Here is a 19,438-nt window from a genome sequence, read left to right on the forward strand (position 1 = left end):
CTTAATCTGACTATATCCATGTGTCTGATAACGTTTGCGTATCAACAGCATCCCGACTATAAATTGATTTTAGTAGCAAACCGGGATGAAGCCTACAACCGCCCCACCCGCGGCGCCGACTTTTGGCCCGAGCATCCGAATATATTAGCCGGCAAAGATCTAAAGGCCGGTGGTACATGGATGGGCATCAACCAATCCGGCCATTTTGCTGCGATCACGAATTATCGCGACCCCCAGATTTCAAAGACCAATCCTCCCAGTCGTGGACAGCTTGTTCTCAATTACTTGACTGACAATACGGATCCCATCACCTACCTGCAAAATAAAGCTCCAGAAACAGACCGCTACATGGGCTTTAACCTGCTGGTGGGCACCCCCCATAAAATGGGTTACTACTCCAACCAACAGCAAAACATTCGGAACTTGGGTCCGGGCCTGTATGGTCTAAGCAACCACCTTTTGGATACCCCCTGGCCTAAGACCAAACAATCTAAAGAACAGTTGGAAATGCTCATAGAACAGGATAAGATATCTGAAGAATCCCTTTTCAAACTGTTATCGGATGATACGGAAGCGCCCGAGGATCAGCTGCCGGACACGGGCATCCCGAAAGAAGTTGAAAAGAAAATTTCTCCTGTCTTTATCAAAACAGATGAGTATGGCACCCGCTGTTCAACGGTTCTACTGATCGATCAAGATAACAAGGTGTCCTTTTCGGAACGCCGTTTTAAAGCAGGTACCCTGGAGATTGCCGAGAAAAACAGTTTCGAGTTCTCTCTTAGGGAGAGTAACTAATATGGCACAAGCGGACGCTTGCGCCAGGATGGTTTTTAGTTTAGCTATGCTAAAATAGCTTTACACTCATGTTGAATAGTACATACTGAGTTGTTGTTCCGCGAGTGAATTTCACGATGCATATTCTATTTAATTTCCCCTCTTTACTGGTTCGAGGAGCTCAATCATGCCAATTTCTACTTTTTTTATCTTAGCTGTATTTGGAAGAAATACAACGCCACATATACCTTACTTCCATTTAAAAACTGGGGCGAGCGTCCGCTCGTGCCACCACAACTCAAAGCAATTGTATGATTGTGTTACTTAATCCAGGGTTGTAACGGCAGCTTCTTTGCCTTCAGGCGTATATTCTTCAGGATCCGGAATACGGCCAAACTGATAAATAATACCCACAATAAGGGCTATACCAGCTGGATAAATAATCCACCAGGGAATGCTAATCACCAACATACTGACCATTCCTAAGATACTAATTACTCCTACAATCATAGCATAGGGCAACTGGGTATTGACGTGCTCCACATGATCACATTGGGTAGCAATAGAACTGAGAATAGTTGTATCCGAAATGGGAGAACAGTGATCGCCCCACACCGACCCGCCTAATACAGCACTGACACTGGCATAAATAATTTCATGTGTCACTTCAAACGGCAAACCGCTGTTATTTCCAATTTCCCAGGCCAACGGAACAACAAGGGGCATCAGGATACCCATAGTTCCCCAGCTGGAACCCGTTGCAAAGGAGGTCAAGGCCGAAAGCACCAAGACAATGGCCGGCAACCAATAGGGGTTTAGCGTCTCGCCAAAGACTGACATCAAGTAGTCGGCCGTTCCCAGCTCTACGGTAAGGGCGCTCAGTGCCCATGCCATGACCAGGATCAGCAGACCATCGAACATGGTATGCATGCCCTCCATCATACCCTCGATCATTTCTTCGATCTTCAATAGCTTCTTTGCAAGCGTCATAACAATAGCTACTACGATAGAAATGAGTGATCCCCAGAGCAAGGCTTTGTATGAGTCGGCTGTTTCAATAATAGCTTGTACAGAGCTGCCCTCGCCGGTGATAAACAAACCACCGACTGTTCCAAAAATGAGCGTCAGGATTGGTAAAGCGGCATTACTCCAGTGAGAGACCTTCTTATTTTCTTCATCATCCTTAATCTTATCCTTCCAGAGGTTATAACGATCAAGTTCGGGTTGGTGCTTGGCTTTATAGAGATTTATACGCGCTGTTAACATGGTGGCGAAATCACGGCCCGACCAGGCAATCAACAGTACAAAGCAAATGGTGAAAAAAGCATAAAAATTATAAGGCAGTGAGTTTATAAATACCCCATAAGCCGATTCATTGAAATTGGGCATCTTTGATTCTGCATCAGCGATAAAGCCAACCATGGCACCTATCCACGTACTCACCAAAGCAATAGTAGCAACGGGGGCAGCGGTAGCATCTACCAGGTAGGCAAGCTTAGCACGCGAAATTCTCAATTTGTCGGTAAGTGGACGCATGGTATTGCCCACAACCATCGTATTGGCATAATCATCAAAAAAGACGATGAAGCCCATGAGCGAAGTCATCAGCTGTCCGTGTACTTTCGTACGCACAAACTTTGTAATTCGCTGGATAACTCCGCGCGTTCCACCATTGTCGGTAATGATACCGACCATCCCCCCGATTAAAAGCGTAAAAACGATAATGCTCATATGGCTAACATCCGCCGTAGCAGGAACAATGTAGTCACTAAGCGCGGCAAAAAAACTGGTGAAAAGCCCCCCAAACGAAAGATCTCCAGCTAAAAAAGCGCCACACCATATACCCAAAAACAATGCAAACAATACTTGCCGAAAGATAAGCGCAATAGCAATTGCAACAAGCGGGGGCAAAATACTGAGCCAGGACCCCGTTACCCCCGTTTCTCCTACCTCTTGCACAAATGATGGCCCTGAAAAACCATGGGCTACGTTAATCAATATAAAAATGGAGCATATGCCGGCAATCCAATAAAATACTTTCTGCTTCATTTAATCGGCCTTAATTAATCTTAAGCTGATCCATAATCGATTTATGAAAATACAATCTCTGTACTTATTTGCCAGAAAAAAATTTATAGTAAAAAACCCTGAGGGTTTGAGAAACCCTCAGGGTTTAAATATTGATGGTTTAAAGTTACCCTAATTTTTCGATGGCTGTATTAATGCGGTGGATGGTTGTTTCTTTGCCTAACAGCTCAAGCGTAGGCGTAAGATCGGGCCCATACCCCATGCCTGATACGGCTACCCGCAGAGGCATCATCAAAGGGCCAAAACCAACGTCATGAGCGTTGATGACCTCTTTAATTTTATCCTTCAGAATTTTAGCCTTGAACTCATCTTCATCCAATTTCTCCACCTCTTCCACATATGCACTAAGCAGCTCAGCACTGTTGTCTTTCCATTTTTTAAGCGCCCGATCCTCATATCCTTCCGGATCTTCAAAGAAGAAGCGACCGATGGTCACAAAATCTTCAATTTTACTAACCCGATCTTTCATCAGCGGGATGATCTGCTTCATATATTCTTCATCGGGCTCAATACCATGCTCCTCAGCAATCACTTTAACCCGCGGATACAGCTCATCAACCGGTTTTTCCCGTAAATAGTGCTCATTGTACCAGGTCAACTTTTTATAATCAAATACGGCCCCGCCTTTGCTTACACGATCCAGCGAAAACAGGTCAATAAGTTCATCCATGGTATGCAGTTCCGTATCGTCACCGGGACTCCATCCCAGGTACGCCAGGAAGTTTACGAGCGCTTCGGGTTCAAACTTTTGCTCGATGTAATCTTTGGTATTGATCGGGATACCTTCGCTCTCGGCTTTTCGCTTAGAGAGCTTTCCACCGCTGGGCGACATGATAAGCGGCAAGTGCGCCATTTTGGGCGGTTCCCATCCAAAATATTCGTACATCAGGATGTGTTTGGGCGCACTGCTCAGCCATTCCTCGCCTCGAATAACGTGGGTAATTTCCATCAGGTGGTCATCCACTACGTTTGCCAAATGATAGGTCGGCATGCCATCAGACTTCAACAGTACTTGGTCATCCAGGCCTTTGCTTTCAAAGGATACAAAACCACGCACTTCGTCTTCAAATCGGATGGTTTCACGGCGGGGCACCTTCAAGCGAATAACATACTCTTCACCTTCTTCCAGTTTACGCTCCACCTCTTCCTGCGGAAGGGTAAGGCTATTCTTCATCGACATGCGTGTGATGGCATCGTACTTAGGTGCGGGATTCCCGGATTTCTTCAACCGCTCGCGCATCTGATCCAGCTCTTCGGGCGTATCGAAGGCGTAGTAAGCCTGCCCCTGCTCTACCAGCTGCTCGGCATACTGTGCATACATCTCCTTTCGTTCACTTTGGCGATACGGACCTACTTCACCGGGGTTCTCCGGACCTTCATCAATTTCCATTCCGGTCCATTTTAACGACTCTATAATATCTTGCTCGGCCCCTTCTACATAGCGGGTCTGATCGGTGTCTTCGATGCGTAACACAAACACTCCATCCTCATGACCCTTGGCAAATAAATAATTATATAAAGCCGTGCGCAATCCACCGATATGTAGCATACCTGTGGGCGACGGCGCAAAACGTACACGTACAGAACCTTTCATAAATAGCGTTTAGTTAGTTTGATTTTGATCTGTAAACGCTAAAAATAAAGCTTCTGTAGCATTAAGGCTAATTATTAGCCAGCAATTCTAAGGCCTTTTACCATTACCTGATGGGAAGGGTAACACTAACCTGGTGTGTAACTACATTGGCATTATTAAGCGCCAGGTCACCATCCGGGGCAAAAATGAAATCTCCGGCACCAGCCGACATATTACTAAACCCTGCCTCTGCTACGTTGCTGCCAGAAACGGTGCCGGGCTGCCCGGTTCCCGCTGTTATCAAAGCGGTGTAGGTTATCTCTACGCTTTCAAAGAGTGCACCAGCCGAGAGGCTAAAATTCCATTCCGTCCAGTGCTCCCGTTGCTTGCGAAAGGTATCCTCTACGTAGTCATTTTGTTTGAGCTCATACCGAAAGGTCTTGGCACTAATCCCTGCTTCCAAAAGCGCATGTCTCCCTCTCCAGCCGACTCCCGTTTTTACAACTGAATTCAAAAATGCAAAATCGTTTTCAATCGTCTTCTCGCCCTTCTCCACCAAAACTTTGGTTTCGTCAGTATTCATAATATCATTTTGAGCTTCAACCCAAGTATTGCTCCATACTGGCTCAAAGATCACATCCGCCCCGAACGTTACGCCGTCATCCGCGGTTGTGGATGTCCCCAGTCCGATGTTAAAAGCCCAAGTATTTCCCGGGTCTCGCGGGATATTCATCAGCTCATAATTGGGTATTTTGGGATGCGTTTTATAGTTGAGGGTAAGAATACTGCCCCAACGCCAGGTACTCTCGTTAAACGGACGGTCATATCCCAAATGCAATCCCCAGGTATTGGTTTTATCTTTATTTTTTCGAGAATTTTCTGATTCTGGGACAACCGTCAAACTATTTTCGGCAAATGTTGGCTGACATGCCATACAGGGACTTCCATAGCTCACAGTATGGGTCATATCCGTGCGGGCAAACAGGGTTAACACTTCATAGTGGCCGCCATTATTTAATTTACCATCGATCCCCAGCCGAACATCCAGCATATGGCCATCTTGCTCAATGCGCTGACTCCGTGGATACAAAAGATCGACTCCACCCATGGCATCCAGTCCGGCCCAGAAGAAACGTCCGCCTAACGAGGTCTGTGTACCTAGCCGGCGTCCGCCTTGAACCCACAAGTAGTTGTTATTGGATGATTCATCTTTCAGCAAGTTAGTTCCCGGCGAGGCCCGATCCATATCCTGGATAGCTATTCCCAGGCCACCGAACCAGTAATCACCGGCGGTCAACCCACCCACCGACAGGGTTTTAGCCCCGCCGTTTCCATCTGTAATACGATAAAAGGTGGGGTTCATAAAAATCTGTGCAGTATTGAGCCTGCCGGTTTTCGCAGGATTGGCGAGCGCATCCGCCAGCGTATCATCCAGAGCAATTGATACACCTCCCATGCCGGTATTAACCGGTGGCTGTACCAAAAATTGATCTCCCGTAGCTACCGGGGCTGTTTTTAAATTGATAAGCTGTGCCACTGAATGTGTAGGTCGGAATAGCCCAAAGCTTGCAAAGACGACTATTAACAGAATAACTTTTTTCAATAGATGCATTCCACCAGTTCCAGATTATTAAGGTTCGGTCGTACTTATTAATACACACTGATGGCCGCCTATAACTATCCCTTGATCTCCTTTTAAATAAAAAAGTCGGGATATGGGGGTAAGCCCATTCCCGACCCTGCGTCTCTCTGGGGGATTCTTTAAGTCAATAGAGGGATGTATGGCCACATCCCCGCTTTTATTACACATAAACTGGAAGGGATAACTATTATTAATTCAGATTATTTTTGGGAACAAAATATTTAAGCGGATAGGTCAGAACTTCATCTGAATACTGAGTGAGGGATGAAAGCCCGGCATGGTTCTCTTCTGTATTTTGTACTCATTATTGGATTCTTCCTTCGGTCGCAAACTCCAGTCGATAGTATTGCGTCGGTCAAGCACGTTGATCAGGTCCAGGCGCAGTTCCATATCCACAAGATCGAAAGAGGGCTGATAACTGAGCGACAAATCAAGTTGGTGGAAAGGGGCCAACCGATCGTCTTCCGGATGAGTGAAAACAAAATCCCCAAACCTGCCGCCTCCTTCAAAAAACAGATAATTGTAATAAGTCTGCCGAAAGCCCCAGGCTCGTCCCCAAACGGTCTGCCATTTGGCAACGGCTGTCCAATCCGATAAAAATCGCCACAAGCTTCGTACCTGCAATCGATGGGGCTCATTCCATGAAGCTGGTAGTGCCCGCCCAAACTGGGTATCCAGGTTAATACGGTTGTAGTTAAAGTCATATCCTAACATAAATTTAAGCCTGGCATTACTTACCGCTTGGTGAAATCGGATAGCCGCTCCGATATTTTCCATCTCTGTAGTTTCGGCAAAAGCATTGAGCGTCGATCGATTGATGTCTTCTTCTCTCAGCAGGTTCTGGTACGACACCGTATAGGTCGTTGGCTGCCATTTGTAAAAGCCCTCAAGCTTGATCGTTGTCTCATCAGCGGGTTGAAAATTAAATGAACCTCCAATATGCCAGGCTTTAGGAGCTTTTGATAATCCCTCATGAGACCAGATGCTGAAGGATGGAACCAGCGATGTTGGCCCCGGGTTCGTCACTTCAAACTGATTGACAAACTGGTGGTAAAGTCCTCCTGAAAAACGAACCGACCAGTAGCCAATACCAGCATCCGGCTGATCAAATTGAATACTGCCGCGGGGTTCAGCATAAATCCGGCCAAAAGCACTTGCATAGGTAAGCCTGTTACCTAAGCTAAGCTTCCAGTATTTGCCCCTTTTCCAGTTGCCTTTTATATAGTTGCCTAAAAGAACCGACTCCTGATCAGCAAGGGTGGGTAAATAAAACAGATCGGTAAAATTGATCCGGGACCGAATATGGTCGGCTTGCAACCCTACTTCTAAATCAAACTGTGGACTAAAACTATAGGTTGCATCGGTACGGGCAATTAAATGCTGAATCCGGTTACTGTTCCGTTGATTGGGAAGCAGGTTATAGTCAACTGGGTATTCTCCGAAAGCAGGAGCATCGGCTAAGCTTTCTGATGACAAATTATTAAATCCAGGTACAATAGCATCGTTACTTCCATTCAGCGAATAGTTGTGCTGAAATCGATTCGAGGTAAAGCTGACTTGGGTTTCTAAATCTATTCGTGATGAGATCAAATGATTGTAGGAAATCTGTCCCATGAAATTGTTCCAGTAATAGGCATCGCCTGCTTTCAGATATCTTGGGGCATCATCGGAAGGGGGCGCTTGCCTTAACAGACCAGTGGTTACATTATTTTCACCCAAATAAAACGAAGCCGAGAATGTCTGATAATCATCAATATCATAGGCTGATGCCAGGTGTAAGTCGTAAAAACGCACCTTTGACTTATGCTTATAGGGCTCATAACGAGAAGCATCCTGCTCAATATCTACCAGCTGGTTTGTTGTCAGGGGATCGAGCTCATTCCACTGCTGCAGGGTTCCCTTCAAGGTGGGCTCCTGATACACACCCCAGTAGTTGGATCGTGCAGCAGCCATTATTGAAAGCGCCGGGTCTGAATCCTTTTTATTTAATACCTGGATTTCTGCCCGAATATTTACGCTCAAAGGATCTGCCTGTATTAAAAACTGATGATCATCCATACTGCTAAGTTCATGATCTAGGTTAATCAACCCGGCAATTTGGCTGCCTTCAGATACATCATACCCTGCCTTGTGGATCTGAACTTTATTAATAGCATAGGGACTAAAGGCACTGAACATTTTTCCAAAACTAAAAGGGTTATAGACAGGAACACCATCAAGTTGGATACGATGTTCCCCCTGCTGCCCTCCCTGCAAATGTACATCCGCCATTGACAGGCCGTGCTGTACGCCAGAAAAGAGGCTCAGTGACCGAAGGGCATCTGGTATTCTACTGCCGGCCCGCCATTTTCGGTGTCCTATAGACGCACCCTCACTACTCATTGGAACTTGAGGAATATGCCCGGTAACGACGATGGGCATAAAGTCCACAGGCTCGGGCTTTAGCTCCACTTGTTCCCGCAGATTTTCATTGGGTGTAATATCGATGGTCTTATATACCGGCTCATACCCTACATAGCTAAAAACGATGTTATAAGATCCCGATATCAGGTTATCGAGTGCGAATCGCCCCCCACGCCCGGTACTCGTACCGCCGGGAGCATTAGTCACCCTGACCGAAGCTCCGGGGAGGGGTTCTCCTGTTGAAAGGTCAACAATTTTACCGGAATAAGATCCATAGGAAGGATCATCAGTAACCTTTTTAACAATGACAACCGTTCCCGATGAAAGGGTTATAAAATCGAGCGAAGTGGCTTGCAACACTCCCCGCAAAATTTCTGGTACATTCTCATCCTCGATACGGGTATAGACGCTCACTCCCTCGATAATACCCGGATCATAAACCATATCGGTTGCTGTTTTATCTGCAATAGTTTGCAAAACAGAGGACAACGACTGGCCGCGAAAATCAAAGGAGAACTGTTCTGTTTGCTGATCCTGAGCTAAAGACGGAATCCAACAAAGCATCATCAGCAGAAAGCCAATTCCTTTGTAGAAGCTATTAGATGTTAACTTGACCTTAACCATTGATATGAAAATTCAACTTTTAAAATAACCTCCCGGTACAGCATTCTTTACTTATAGACTCGGTACCCATCTACTGTTTTCGCATATCTCAATCCTTTAACACGACAAATATCCTTTAGGACAGAGGCCGCCTCTTTGGGATTATTATAAAAGGCTGTTAACGTTTCATCAGCTAATTGTTGTGCTTTCAATTCAATCGTTATGTTGAACCTTCGCTCAAGCTCTGCAAAGATTGTCCGTAGTGACTCCTCATGAAACAAGAGCTTATGCTCTCGCCATCCGATTCTTTTCTCGACTTCTACTGGTTTCGGGGTAGTAAGCTCCTCCAGTGAGCCTATCCAGCTGCTCAACTCTCCCTTTTGTATGGTAACAAAACGCTTCGGTGTATTTACTGGATAAAATTGAACCTCACCCTCAGTCACCGCTACCTCTGTCTTTTGATCTGGATCCTCATCCCAGGAACGAACATTAAACTGGGTTCCAGTCACCTTTACAGCTGATCCATTGGCTTCGATAATGAAAGGATGATCGCCCGACTCTACAGAGAAAAAGGCTTCTCCCTCGAGGCTGACATCCCGGTTGGCAAATGCAAAAAGACGATTATATTGCAGTTGGCTACCGCTATTAAGTTCAACTACAGATCCATCCGGCAACGTTGTTTGCACTATTTCTCCCCGGGGAGCTGTTACAGTCTGAGGAACAAAAAGTAACCCTGCCGCCAACACCAACATTAGTACGGCTGCTGCCGCAAACCACCTCCATTTTATATCTGGGGCTTTCGATTTTGTAAGGCGTTCCTGTATAGCTGCCAAATCCTGCTCAATTTCTTGGTCACTGACCTCAATAGTAGAGGTTTCTGCCTGGCTGCTCAGCTCCCACATTTCCTTAAGGTCATCTTTTTCTTTTCCCGAAAACTGGCCAAAGAAATCTTTGTGTCCATTCTTTTGGTATTTGTCAGAGGTATCGTTTTTCATAATGTTCGATCTTTTGTTTCCTGCTTCTTATATATATCATATCGCTCTCTCAAAAATTTTAGTGCTGCTACGATATGATTGTTTACCGTATTGGGCGATACTTCCATCACCCCGGCAATCTCATCATGGTCCAGTCCTTCAAAACGGCTAAGCCTGAATGCTTCACGCTGGCGGCCTGGCAATTCTTCAATCCACTTTCGCATTAAATCTGAAAGTTTTTGTTCTTTTTTATCCGAACTGCCTATATTGAAACTGCTATCAGTGACTAAAGGCTCATAGTCTTCCAGGCCGACAGTCTCCTTTGAATGGTCACGGATATAATTCAATGATTTATTCCTGACCGTTTTGTACAAATAAGCTTTCACAGATCCATTAGGATCAATGCGAGACCGGTTTTCCCACAAGGCTACAAACGACTCTTGCACAATATCACGAATAATAGCTCGGTTGCTGTTATACTTTGCTGCAAAATTGATAAGCCCGGGGTATAGCGACCGGAATAGGCTATTCAATGCCTTCCGGTCGGAGTTGGAAATCCTTTTACCCCAAATACGTATTTGCTTATCAGACAACTTGGCCATGTGTTTGTTCTACTACTTATACACCTTGGATAGACAGTATAACTATTGTAAAACTTATTTTTTATGATGTTGTATCAGAATTAGCCATAGTATTAGATAACTGGAAGGCTAAATCATCCAGAAGACAATCTTTGCTATGGTATGATATATGTCCTCACAATTATTGCTCTTCTCCATTTACAAATCATAAATAAGCTTTATTTTTTGATGGAAATACGAAACGGAATCGATTAATAATCTTTCCAACCCACGGTAATCTTAATCCCCTCAAAAAAAATCCTCTATGAACGATAAAACCATTAGCTGGAGACAATTCGAACAGATTGAACTACGTGTAGGCACCATTACTGAAGCCTACTCCTTCCCTGAAGCCCATAAACCAGCTTACAAGTTAACGGTAGACTTTGGTGAAGAAATAGGTCTTAAAAAAAGCAGTGCCCAAATTACCGACTTGTATTCCAAAGAGGACCTCATTGGTAAACAAGTCATTGGCGTTGTTAATTTTCCACCAAAGCAAATTGGCCCTTTTATTTCGGAGTGTTTGGTAACCGGTTTTTATAATGAGCAAGAAAAAGTTGTACTTGCTATTCCTGACCAAGAAGTTTCTAATGGTCTTAAACTAAACTAATTTCCAAAGCATCAGGGGTTCATTTAGTGATAATAATCTGTAGCTTGCCATTTTAACACTTGAAACACTTGTAATGATTTAATAAAATACAAGCTAATATAACATGTTCTGTTCATCTTAATTTTTTATTTACTTAACATCATGGATTATCGACTATCCTCAAGACTTGTAGTAGCTTTTTTTCTTAGCCTTTTAGTATCTGCATGTGCTACCACGCAATCCGCAGTTGATCCAAATATTCCTCATACCTACTCAAATAGCTTTGAAGAAGTGATTAACGCATCACAAGAAGCATTAGCCAATGCAGGTATGAAGATACTGAAATCGAAACAAATTGATCAAAACAACTACCATTACCACTATTTTAAGACACGGTATGATGTTGCCGGCAATAATAACTCTGAAGGTGGGCTTGGGGCAGACCTAAACATTACCAAAATTTCTGACAATATAACCAAGGTTGTTATCAAAGAAGAAACTCAGTCTGGTTTAGTACCTGGTTCGCACAAAGAAAATTTAGGTAAAGATTTATTACGTGAATTAAATAAGCTTTTAAACCATAACAGCCAGGATCAAAATAGCTAACACACCTTTGGTGTTGGATAATATTCTATAAGCGAGTGTACCCTTCGGCATCCCCCCCTATCAGGCCGAAGGGCAAAAACGAAATAAGTTTACCTTACTATTATGGTGCACTCACCAAAACGATCTCTTCAGCTACCAGTCCCTTTTCATTTTCGATAAGGTCAAATTCAAAAATAAGATGACGACTTGGTAGAAACTCGGTATCAAGGTTATTTTCAAATTGAGAAATATGGGCAAAAACCGTCTGGTAAGGCGACTCTTCGAACCGGGAATCTGTAATCCAAAGGTTTTCATTCAGTTTAACCAAATAACGCAGGAATCCATATCCATCGTTGTGGGAAAAGTCGTAACAAACACCCCGAACGCGTGACCCGACTTCCCCCCATCCATAGGGCGATTCGATAGGCAACAGTCCCGGAATTAGGTATCCCGATATATATAAATCCACTTCTTTTCGAAGCTCCGGGGACATATCATCAAAACCCACCAATTCAACCCGGGTTCCTTTTTCTTGGATTGCACGTATCACACTCACGTAACTACCGTTATTGGTGAGTAAGATTATTTTATCAAGATGGTCAGCCTGGGTAAGCATATCCACAGCCATATCCATATCGACGGTGGATTTAGTAATAACTTCCTCCGTCGATTCATCCTCATAATATTGCATTGGCTTTTCGATAACCTTAAACTCAAAATCACGGAGCACCTCACTAAAGCGTTCTGTTTTTTGGCGGTAGGATTCATCCATTTCTGCCCGTTCCTGGTCATATGCCAGGTAGACATTCATTCTTGAAGGAACGCAGCCATCACGGGTGGCAAATTTACGGAGGATATCGTAACGTAAGCCGAACCCACCGTTCATGGTTACATTGACCGCGTCCACGAAAATACCAACATTCCCTTGCATAATACTTTCTCCAATAATTTCGAATTATTAAAACCCAAATATTATCTACCAACCCAAGCAGAAGCCTTTAATTAAACCCGGGTTGTAATGAGCACACTGAACTACTTTTCCGATGTAGGCCAAGCTAATAATATTAATCCTACGCTACCTACCAATAACAATATTAGGCGGCTTGTCCATTCCGAAACAATCCATTGATTCAGATAAGGTTGCAGCAACAGACACGCCACAGTTATAAAAATCATCCCAAAAGCACGCCCCATTTGATAATTAACCTGGTACACTTTTACACTCTGTTGATAAAGCAACAAAGCCATAGCGGCATAGCTAATCAACGTGGCAGCAGCGGACCCCATCATACCCAAATAGGGTAATAATAAAAGGTTACCGGCAATTGTCACAGCCGCTCCGATAAGGGTAATTACGGGTAGAACTTTTGTTTTTTCGCGAATAAAAATGCCCGCAGAAAAATTCATATACCAGCCCTGAAACCAGTAGGCCGCTAAAAGAAGGGGGACGATATTGAGCCCTAACCAATACTCCTTTCCAATTATAAAAGCGTCTAAAACAGGGACTTTTATCTGTACAATCTGATCGATAAACAAAGCAACTATTAAAAAACAAATACCGGCTACAGCATTAAAGTATCGAAAAACTTCTCGGTATAAATCTTCTGACTCCGGATCATCGGCATGCCGTAAAAAGAATGGCTGCCAGGCCATTTTAAACATCGTTACAACTAACAGCATAAAGACCCCAAGCTTATAACAGGCATTATAAATCCCTACCACGGCCTCGTGGGTAAATCCAGATCCATAAAGCTGATGAATTGTCCCTTCCGGTAGATAGTTGTTCAATAAAAATCTATCCAGGCTTTCATTTATAGCATAACCCAACCCCCCGGGGATAAAAGGGAGCCCAAAAGCCAATGCTTTATCAAAAAGGGACCGTTTGACGGAACCTCTCAGCATATGTCTCGTCAAAATCCAAAGAACAATTGTAGTGACGGCGGAGGCAATCAGGTTTGCTATAAAAACTGCCTCTATTCCCCATCCCAGTCCAAGAATAAAATAAAAGTTAAGCCCGATATTTAGGAGGACATCCGCCGTCCGGATAACAGCAAAAGAGACGGACTTTCGCACCAGTCGAAGCTCTGCAAATGGAACCTTTCCCAGTGTGTCAAACCAAATGATGCCAATCATTAAAAAATAGAAGTTCTGCATTTCAGGACTTAGACTCATCAAAGGCATCAGAGCAGGGGCAAACAACCAGAGTAAAACAGCTAATATTGTTGCCACCACAAGCAAGGCTACTTGTAACGTTTTGAACACATCCTGAGCTTTCTCGCGATCTTTCGCATAGCGCAGGTAGGCCGACTCCATGCCAAAAGTAAAAATCACGTTCAGGAAAATAATAGCTGCATAGACAAGCCCGACAATCCCATATTGATCGGCACGAAATACATCCGTGTAAAAGGGAACCAGCAGATAGTTGATAAACCGTGCCAGTACACTGCTGATGCCGTAAACAAGAGTATCGGAAAGGAGTTCTTTAAGCTTCTTCAAAAAGTATGGTTATGGCAGGTTGCAGGTTGCATGTCAAGAATTAATCACAAAAAAATCCGTATTCCAAACTCTAACCTCCAGCATCTGACTTCTAATCTCCAATTTTTAATTGACCAGCTTCTCCAGGGCATGCACGCCCAACACATAGCTATGTTTCCCAAAACCGGTAATAATCCCATCAGCAACACTGCCCGTCAGTGTTTGTTCCCGAAACTTTTCACGGGCATGAATATTTGATAGATGAACTTCAACAATGGGGATCTCAAGCAGTTCTATAGCATCACGAATAGCTACGGAAGTATGGGTGTAGGCGGCAAAATTGGCAACAACCCCATCCACATTACCTTCCAGAAGAGCGTGAATAGCCTCGACCAGCTTACCCTCCCCATTGCTTTGAAAGAATGTCAGTTCGTGATCAGGGAATGATTCTGCTAACAGCTTTTCAATATCATCCAGCGTATCGGAACCATAGTGTTCAGGATCGCGTGTCCCCAGCATATTCAGGTTGGGTCCATTTAAAATCGATATCTTCATACCTGCACCTCATCGCTAATCAGTTGTGTCAGTTCTTCCATCCGTTGCTCACTTACTTCTACATTGTGGCCTAATGCCATCACCTGATGTGTTTTATAGAGGGGAATCAAATGAACATGGGCATGGGGAACTTCTAATCCCTGTACAATAACGCCGGTTCGAAGAGGGCTCAGTGCTTCATCTATTGCATGGGCAATAGCCCTGGAAAATTTCATGGTACTCTGCATTAAGTCATCCGGGAGGTCAAAAAAATAGTCGACCTCTCGTTTGGGAACGACCAGGGTGTGCCCTTCTGCAATAGGATTAATATCCAAAAAGGCGATATGATCGTCAGTTTCTGCCACTTTATGGCAAGGGATTTCGCCCTCTATAATTTTGGTAAAAATGGTTGCCATGCCAATACAGGTTACAGGTTACAGGTTACAGGTTACAGGTTACAGGAAACTGAGAATCGCTTCCCATTTTGTCAAATACAATATCACATTTCTTCATTGCAAAGTACAATACCTAAGGCATCTTAAAAATAATTCCATTAGAGGTCACCTCGCTGGTCATGGTCCCCTCCTGTATTCCCCAATCCAGGTAGCCCATTACCTCTGACAGCACCAAAAATGTTGCTCCCTTCTCAATGGCCTCTGCGAATAACCGTTGCGCTATCTCCATTAGTCGCATGGGGCGTTTTTCCAGCAACATTTGGATTTTTTGATACCGATTCTCGTGCTCTGTCAAATGATGATTGGCCACTCCGCCAATATCTTTGATCAAATTTCCATGACCCGGCAAAACCACCCCTTTTTGTCCGGAAATCCATTTCAGTGAATTACGGTACTGCAATAAGCTTTTATTACGCTGCTCCGTATCCGGATCAAAATTGATCAGGGCATTAGTGCTGATATGTTCCAGCAGCAGGTCACCACCAAAAATCAATCCCTTTTGTGTATCAAATACCACATGCCCCGGGGCGTGGCCGGGCGTATGTTTTACAACCACTGACAAGCTTCCGCTGGAAAGCTCTTCTCCCTCCTGTATCGGTTTTGGGCGAAGGGGTTCCGAAAATTGCTGAAGCCAATCCAGCTGCTCAATCATTTGATTAACAAACGTCTTGGGAATTTGATGCTCTTCGAAAAAAGTCCGAAAAAGCTCTTGATTGTCGCCACCTCCAAAATTATCCTGCTCTTTGGGATGTCCATAAATTACTGCCCCAGAGAGATTCCCCAAGTGAGCTGCCTGTCCAAAATGATCAGGATGTCCGTGGGTCAGCCAGATTTCATCTAGGTCTGCTAAAATAAGTCCCTCCTCTTTCAAGAGTTTATCCAGATCTTCCTCTGCTTTTTTTGAATAGTACCCACAATCGATGAGTACATTCTTTTCATCCTTGATAAGATAGCTGAACACATCTCCCACCGCAAAAGGGGTAGGAATTCTAAGCGGGTAAATATACTCTCGGGCCCATGAGGGTAATAGCATAGTCAAACTGTTTATTTCAAATAAGCCATTTATGCTTAAAGGTATCGATTTTCTGCGCAACCCAAGCACTATTCTCTTTTAATGCCCTCTACTTTAAGAATCTAAAAAAAATTGGATTTAAGGTTGATATTATATCTACAAATACCGTATATTTGCATTCTATTTTGAAATCGAGAGTCGGTAGCTCAGCTGGCAGAGCAACGCCCTTTTAAGGCGTGGGTCGTGGGTTCGATCCCCACCCGACTCACTTTTAAGACTCTCTCTCTTAAGCCTCTGGCGGTTGATAGCCTCAGAGGCTTTTTTTCTAATTGGTCAAGTATATATGCTCCTGCCAACCATAATGTGTTTTTGTAAGTTATTTCACAAAAATTCATTAACTCTTCGTATACTTACAAATTAAAGATATATGGAATTACCTTCCCTTCAACTTACGTTATAAAGGGAAGTGGATATATTTAAACTTTTTGTTATTTATTTAACTCATATTTATGGCCGAGAATAAGAAGCAACAATCGGACACAAACAGATCCCGAAACAACAACCAGAAAGGCAACAAACGCCCCGGTGGCAAACATCAATATACCTTCTATTGGGTTATTATTGCTGCCCTGCTTGCCTTCTGGATTTTCAGCTCACAAAGTGGGGGTATCTTTGGCGGGCCTCCCTCCATCGAATACAGTACGTTTAGAGATCAAATACAATCTGGCAACGTACAGAAGGTAACCGTTCGGGGCAATCAGATTGAGGGTCAGTTAAAGCAGAAAACCCCGCTTAAGGCTTCCGAAAACGATACAACCCAGTACAGTAAATTTACGACTTACCTCCCCTCTTTTGGTGATGAAAAGTTAATGGATATGCTGGAAGCCAATGACGTCAAAGTCCAAACCTTGCCCAAGAGCAATGTTGACTGGTGGACGATCCTCCTCTGGGGCATTCCTTTGGCCTTTCTTATTATCATTGGTATTCAGTTCTTCCGGCAAATGCGCATGCAGGGACAAAACATGTTTAAAATCGGCCAAAGCAAGGCCAAGCTACAGGATGCTGAAAAAGTTAATACAACTTTTGATGATGTCGCCGGACTAAAAGGCGCCAAAACCGAACTCCAGGAAATTATTGGCTTCCTTAAAAACCCCGATAAATTTGATTCATTGGGCGGCGAAATTCCTAAAGGATTATTAATGGTAGGCCCTCCCGGAACCGGAAAGACTTTGCTTGCGCGAGCCGTAGCAGGCGAAGCGGGCGTCCCCTACTTTACGATTACAGGATCGGACTTTATGGAAATGTTTGTTGGGGTTGGAGCCAAACGCGTGCGAGATATGTTCAACAAAGCTAAAGAAAAGGCCCCGGCCATTATCTTTATCGATGAAATCGACTCTATTGGCCGAAAACGTGGTGCAGGATTGGGAGGCGGTCATGACGAACGCGAGCAAACCCTAAACCAATTGCTGGCAGAACTTGATGGCTTTGAACCTAACGCAGGCGTTGTCGTGATGGCGGCAACTAATCGGCCCGACATTCTGGATAAGGCGCTTCTTCGTCCCGGGCGTTTCGATCGACAGATAACCGTACATCTACCCACCCAGGAGCATCGGGAAGAAATTTTAGAAATTCATGCCCAGAATAAAAAGCTCTCTGATGAGATAAACCTCGAAGAAATTGCACGATCTACACCAGGATTTAGTGGAGCCGATCTGCAAAACCTGCTCAATGAAGCTGCACTCATCGCTGCCCGTCATAAACGCAAGGCGGTTGAGCAGCAAGATGTTGATCAGGCACGTGATAAAGTGATGATGGGACTTAAACGAGAAGGCATACGCCTTTCCGATCATGAGAAAAAGTTGTTGGCTTATCACGAAGCGGGACATGCCATCGTTGCTGCTGCCCTGCCTAACGCTGATCCTATCCATAAGGTAACCGTTATTCCACGGGGCAAAGCTATGGGCGTAACGATGCAGCTTCCGGAAAAAGAAAAACTGCTTTATGAGAAAAAATATATGCTCGACCGCATGGCCGTTATGATGGGGGGGCGTGCTGCTGAAAACCTCATTTTTGATACTGCCACGAGCGGTGCTGAAAACGATCTAAAACAGATTACCAAGCTGGCCCGAAAAATGGTGCTCGACTGGGGTATGAGTGAAAAGTTCAACAATATTGCATTCGGAGGTCAACAAGAGCAAGTTTTCCTCGGAGAACAGATGGGGAGCCCCAAAGAGTACAGTGACAGCACAGCCCGTGAAATTGATCATGAAATTAAAGCTATCCTACAAGAAGCTTATAACCGTGCCCTGGAAGCCATCACCACTCATCGTGATGTCTTAGACCGTCTTGCAGACGAACTTCTTGAAAAAGAGGAAGTTCCCGGCAAGGCTGTAATGCAGTGGATGAACGGGGCCCTGGAGCAAAATCAGGATGACGAACCATCCCAAAACGAAATCAGTCCCACTGATGGACTTCCTGAGGAGGAATAGCTTCTAAGAGACCCCAAAACTTATCTGAAAAGCGTGAGTATTTAAATGCTCACGCTTTTTTATTTGCAGCTATAAAAGCCTGACAAGCTTCTATTTGGATTTTGGGATTTTTTCACTGATTATTATTTCTCTCATTTACCAAAATCATTTATTCGGTTTTATTATGTGGAAAGAGTTTAAAGAATTTGCGATAAAGGGAAATGTCATAGATATGGCTGTTGGTATTATCATTGGTGCTGCATTTACCAGTGTTGTCCAATCGCTTGTTAAGGATGTCCTTCTACCGGCTTTGAGCCCTATAACTGGAAGCATTGATTTCTCCAGTGCCTTTCTTGTCATTAAGCCTGGCGCAACTCCGGGACCCTACGAGTCACTGCAAGTAGCGAAAGAAGCCGGAGCGACCATCCTTTCTTATGGCACCTTCATTAATGCCAGTATTAGCTTTTTCCTGGTTGCCTTTGCAGTCTTTGTCTTGGTTAAAAATATCAACAGGTTAAAACGACCTGAAGAAAAACCTGCCCCTGAAATACCAAAAATCAAAGAGTGCACCTACTGTTTTACGGAGATTCCTGTAAAAGCTTCAAGATGCCCACACTGTACCTCTCAACTGGAAGAATCGTGA

General features: G+C 44.2%; 16 protein-coding genes and 1 tRNA gene. 6 read left to right on the plus strand and 11 right to left on the minus strand.

All coding sequences use genetic code 11. The annotated features are described in order from the left end of the window. The first annotated feature begins 18 nt into the window (after window positions 1-18). Window positions 19-795 carry an NRDE family protein gene (locus tag J6I44_RS11865; protein ID WP_265766351.1) on the plus strand — a complete coding sequence of 259 codons (777 nt, stop codon included), beginning with the start codon at window positions 19-21 and terminating at the stop codon, window positions 793-795. A gap of 303 nt (window positions 796-1,098) precedes the next feature. Here J6I44_RS11865 and J6I44_RS11870 read toward each other — a convergent pair whose 3' ends face one another. From J6I44_RS11870 to J6I44_RS11895, 6 genes are all read right to left on the minus strand, one after another. Further along, window positions 1,099-2,823 (minus strand): Na+/H+ antiporter NhaC family protein, encoded by a 1,725-nt coding sequence (locus J6I44_RS11870; RefSeq protein WP_265766352.1) that lies wholly within the window; start codon window positions 2,821-2,823, stop codon window positions 1,099-1,101. Window positions 2,824-2,968: 145 nt separating this feature from the next. Continuing rightward, window positions 2,969-4,456, minus strand: a complete 1,488-nt coding sequence (gene gltX / locus J6I44_RS11875; protein WP_265766353.1) for a glutamate--tRNA ligase — start codon at window positions 4,454-4,456, stop codon at window positions 2,969-2,971. 103 nt (window positions 4,457-4,559) lie between these two features. Next, a complete protein-coding gene (locus J6I44_RS11880) occupies window positions 4,560-6,038 on the minus strand; it encodes a hypothetical protein (protein ID WP_265766354.1) in 1,479 nt (492 codons plus the stop codon). Between the two features lie 273 nt (window positions 6,039-6,311). Continuing rightward, on the minus strand, window positions 6,312-9,047 hold the full coding sequence (locus J6I44_RS11885) for a TonB-dependent receptor (RefSeq protein WP_265766355.1): 2,736 nt from the start codon (window positions 9,045-9,047) through the stop codon (window positions 6,312-6,314). Window positions 9,048-9,151: 104 nt separating this feature from the next. Beyond that, window positions 9,152-10,078, minus strand: a complete 927-nt coding sequence (locus J6I44_RS11890) for a FecR family protein (protein WP_265766356.1) — start codon at window positions 10,076-10,078, stop codon at window positions 9,152-9,154. Next, window positions 10,075-10,659, minus strand: coding sequence for an RNA polymerase sigma-70 factor (locus J6I44_RS11895; protein WP_265766357.1), 585 nt, complete (start codon window positions 10,657-10,659; stop codon window positions 10,075-10,077). The genes J6I44_RS11890 and J6I44_RS11895 overlap by 4 nt, the downstream gene beginning before the upstream one ends. Before the next feature lie 283 nt (window positions 10,660-10,942). Here J6I44_RS11895 and J6I44_RS11900 point away from each other — a divergent pair, with 283 nt between their 5' ends. After that, window positions 10,943-11,287, plus strand: a complete 345-nt coding sequence (locus tag J6I44_RS11900) for a tRNA-binding protein (RefSeq protein ID WP_265766358.1) — start codon at window positions 10,943-10,945, stop codon at window positions 11,285-11,287. Window positions 11,288-11,428: 141 nt separating this feature from the next. Then, the gene (locus J6I44_RS11905) at window positions 11,429-11,872 is read left to right on the plus strand and encodes a hypothetical protein (protein ID WP_265766359.1); all 444 of its coding nucleotides are present in this window, start codon (window positions 11,429-11,431) and stop codon (window positions 11,870-11,872) included. A gap of 100 nt (window positions 11,873-11,972) precedes the next feature. Here J6I44_RS11905 and J6I44_RS11910 read toward each other — a convergent pair whose 3' ends face one another. From J6I44_RS11910 to J6I44_RS11930, 5 genes are all read right to left on the minus strand, one after another. Continuing rightward, on the minus strand, window positions 11,973-12,782 hold the full coding sequence (locus tag J6I44_RS11910; protein WP_265766360.1) for a LabA-like NYN domain-containing protein: 810 nt from the start codon (window positions 12,780-12,782) through the stop codon (window positions 11,973-11,975). 101 nt (window positions 12,783-12,883) lie between these two features. Beyond that, the gene (locus J6I44_RS11915) at window positions 12,884-14,347 is read right to left on the minus strand and encodes a lipopolysaccharide biosynthesis protein (protein ID WP_265766361.1); all 1,464 of its coding nucleotides are present in this window, start codon (window positions 14,345-14,347) and stop codon (window positions 12,884-12,886) included. Between the two features lie 105 nt (window positions 14,348-14,452). Next, window positions 14,453-14,881 (minus strand): type II 3-dehydroquinate dehydratase, encoded by a 429-nt coding sequence (aroQ, locus tag J6I44_RS11920; RefSeq protein ID WP_265766362.1) that lies wholly within the window; start codon window positions 14,879-14,881, stop codon window positions 14,453-14,455. Then, complete coding sequence (locus J6I44_RS11925) at window positions 14,878-15,276, minus strand: HIT family protein (protein WP_265766363.1); 399 nt, start codon at window positions 15,274-15,276, stop codon at window positions 14,878-14,880. The genes aroQ and J6I44_RS11925 overlap by 4 nt, the downstream gene beginning before the upstream one ends. Window positions 15,277-15,388: 112 nt before the next feature. Then, entirely contained in the window at window positions 15,389-16,348 is a 960-nt protein-coding gene (locus tag J6I44_RS11930; RefSeq protein WP_265766364.1) for an MBL fold metallo-hydrolase, read from the minus strand. Window positions 16,349-16,522: 174 nt separating this feature from the next. Between J6I44_RS11930 and J6I44_RS11935 the strand changes: the two genes are divergently transcribed. From J6I44_RS11935 to mscL, 3 genes are all read left to right on the plus strand, one after another. After that, window positions 16,523-16,595: transfer RNA gene (locus J6I44_RS11935), tRNA-Lys, on the plus strand. Window positions 16,596-16,836: 241 nt separating this feature from the next. Beyond that, window positions 16,837-18,816, plus strand: coding sequence for an ATP-dependent zinc metalloprotease FtsH (ftsH, locus tag J6I44_RS11940; protein WP_265766365.1), 1,980 nt, complete (start codon window positions 16,837-16,839; stop codon window positions 18,814-18,816). A 163-nt stretch (window positions 18,817-18,979) separates the two neighbouring features. Further along, on the plus strand, window positions 18,980-19,438 hold the full coding sequence (gene mscL / locus J6I44_RS11945) for a large conductance mechanosensitive channel protein MscL (protein WP_350356701.1): 459 nt from the start codon (window positions 18,980-18,982) through the stop codon (window positions 19,436-19,438).

Origin of the sequence: Fodinibius salsisoli (genome assembly GCF_026229185.1) — a bacterium.
Classification (GTDB): domain Bacteria; phylum Bacteroidota; class Rhodothermia; order Balneolales; family Balneolaceae; genus Fodinibius; species Fodinibius salsisoli.

Coding starts and splice junctions, on each gene's coding strand:
- J6I44_RS11925 (WP_265766363.1), bottom strand. CDS start 15,276: ATGGCAACCATTTTTACCAAAATTATAGAGGGCGAAATCCCTTGCCAT.
- J6I44_RS11865 (WP_265766351.1), top strand. CDS start 19: ATGTGTCTGATAACGTTTGCGTATCAACAGCATCCCGACTATAAATTG.
- J6I44_RS11910 (WP_265766360.1), bottom strand. CDS start 12,782: ATGCAAGGGAATGTTGGTATTTTCGTGGACGCGGTCAATGTAACCATG.
- J6I44_RS11895 (WP_265766357.1), bottom strand. CDS start 10,659: ATGGCCAAGTTGTCTGATAAGCAAATACGTATTTGGGGTAAAAGGATT.
- J6I44_RS11905 (WP_265766359.1), top strand. CDS start 11,429: ATGGATTATCGACTATCCTCAAGACTTGTAGTAGCTTTTTTTCTTAGC.
- J6I44_RS11885 (WP_265766355.1), bottom strand. CDS start 9,047: ATGATGCTTTGTTGGATTCCGTCTTTAGCTCAGGATCAGCAAACAGAA.
- J6I44_RS11870 (WP_265766352.1), bottom strand. CDS start 2,823: ATGAAGCAGAAAGTATTTTATTGGATTGCCGGCATATGCTCCATTTTT.
- J6I44_RS11930 (WP_265766364.1), bottom strand. CDS start 16,348: ATGCTATTACCCTCATGGGCCCGAGAGTATATTTACCCGCTTAGAATT.
- J6I44_RS11900 (WP_265766358.1), top strand. CDS start 10,943: ATGAACGATAAAACCATTAGCTGGAGACAATTCGAACAGATTGAACTA.
- gltX (WP_265766353.1), bottom strand. CDS start 4,456: ATGAAAGGTTCTGTACGTGTACGTTTTGCGCCGTCGCCCACAGGTATG.
- mscL (WP_350356701.1), top strand. CDS start 18,980: ATGTGGAAAGAGTTTAAAGAATTTGCGATAAAGGGAAATGTCATAGAT.
- ftsH (WP_265766365.1), top strand. CDS start 16,837: ATGGCCGAGAATAAGAAGCAACAATCGGACACAAACAGATCCCGAAAC.
- J6I44_RS11890 (WP_265766356.1), bottom strand. CDS start 10,078: ATGAAAAACGATACCTCTGACAAATACCAAAAGAATGGACACAAAGAT.
- aroQ (WP_265766362.1), bottom strand. CDS start 14,881: ATGAAGATATCGATTTTAAATGGACCCAACCTGAATATGCTGGGGACA.